This is a genomic window from Mesorhizobium sp. M2A.F.Ca.ET.037.01.1.1 (assembly GCF_003998075.1).
Lineage (GTDB): Bacteria > Pseudomonadota > Alphaproteobacteria > Rhizobiales > Rhizobiaceae > Mesorhizobium.
This window is the reverse complement of sequence record NZ_RZSA01001768.1, coordinates 1-495: the sequence shown is the minus strand read 5'-3', so window position 1 is coordinate 495 and position 495 is coordinate 1. Positions and strand designations below refer to the sequence as shown.

Sequence of the window (495 nt, the reverse complement as noted above, 5' to 3'; positions counted from 1 at the left end):
GAGCCAGGCCCTGTTCACCGCCATGACGCCGACGAGCCCCTTGTTGACATAGGCGACGCTATCGGCGAGCGCCGGCGTCATGGCGGTGAACAGGGCGAGCAGCGCGCCGAGCGTGGCGGTTCGGTTGAGATGTTTCATGGAAATCCCCTTCGTGACGAGCAGAGCGGCCATTGGCTCAAAAGGGCGCGGCACCGACGATGCGGGGCAGCCCTTGCCGTCGAGCGGTCTAGGACGTGAACGTGATGGTTGCGTGACAGGCTGGGTGCGCTTTTCCTTCTCCCCTTGTGGGAGAAGGTGGATCGGCGCGATAGCGCCGAGACGGATGAGGGGTGTGCCAGCGGAGTGGATACGTTGGCTTTCCCTGGAGCACCCCTCATCCGACCGAGCTTCGCTCGGCCACCTTCTCCCGCAAGGGGCAGGGCTGTCCGGGGAAAGGTTCGGGTGAATCGAAATGCCGCATGTGCATGCCCCGTAAGACGGGGATTTTCCGTCTAC

1 protein-coding gene is annotated in these 495 nt (G+C 63.8%); it reads right to left on the bottom strand.

Features of this window, described 5'->3' with window-relative positions; genetic code table 11:
- On the bottom strand, positions 1 to 192 hold a 192-nt coding region (locus EOA27_RS42875; protein ID WP_245491432.1), incomplete at its 3' end, for a hypothetical protein.
- Positions 193 to 495 lie beyond the last annotated feature (303 nt).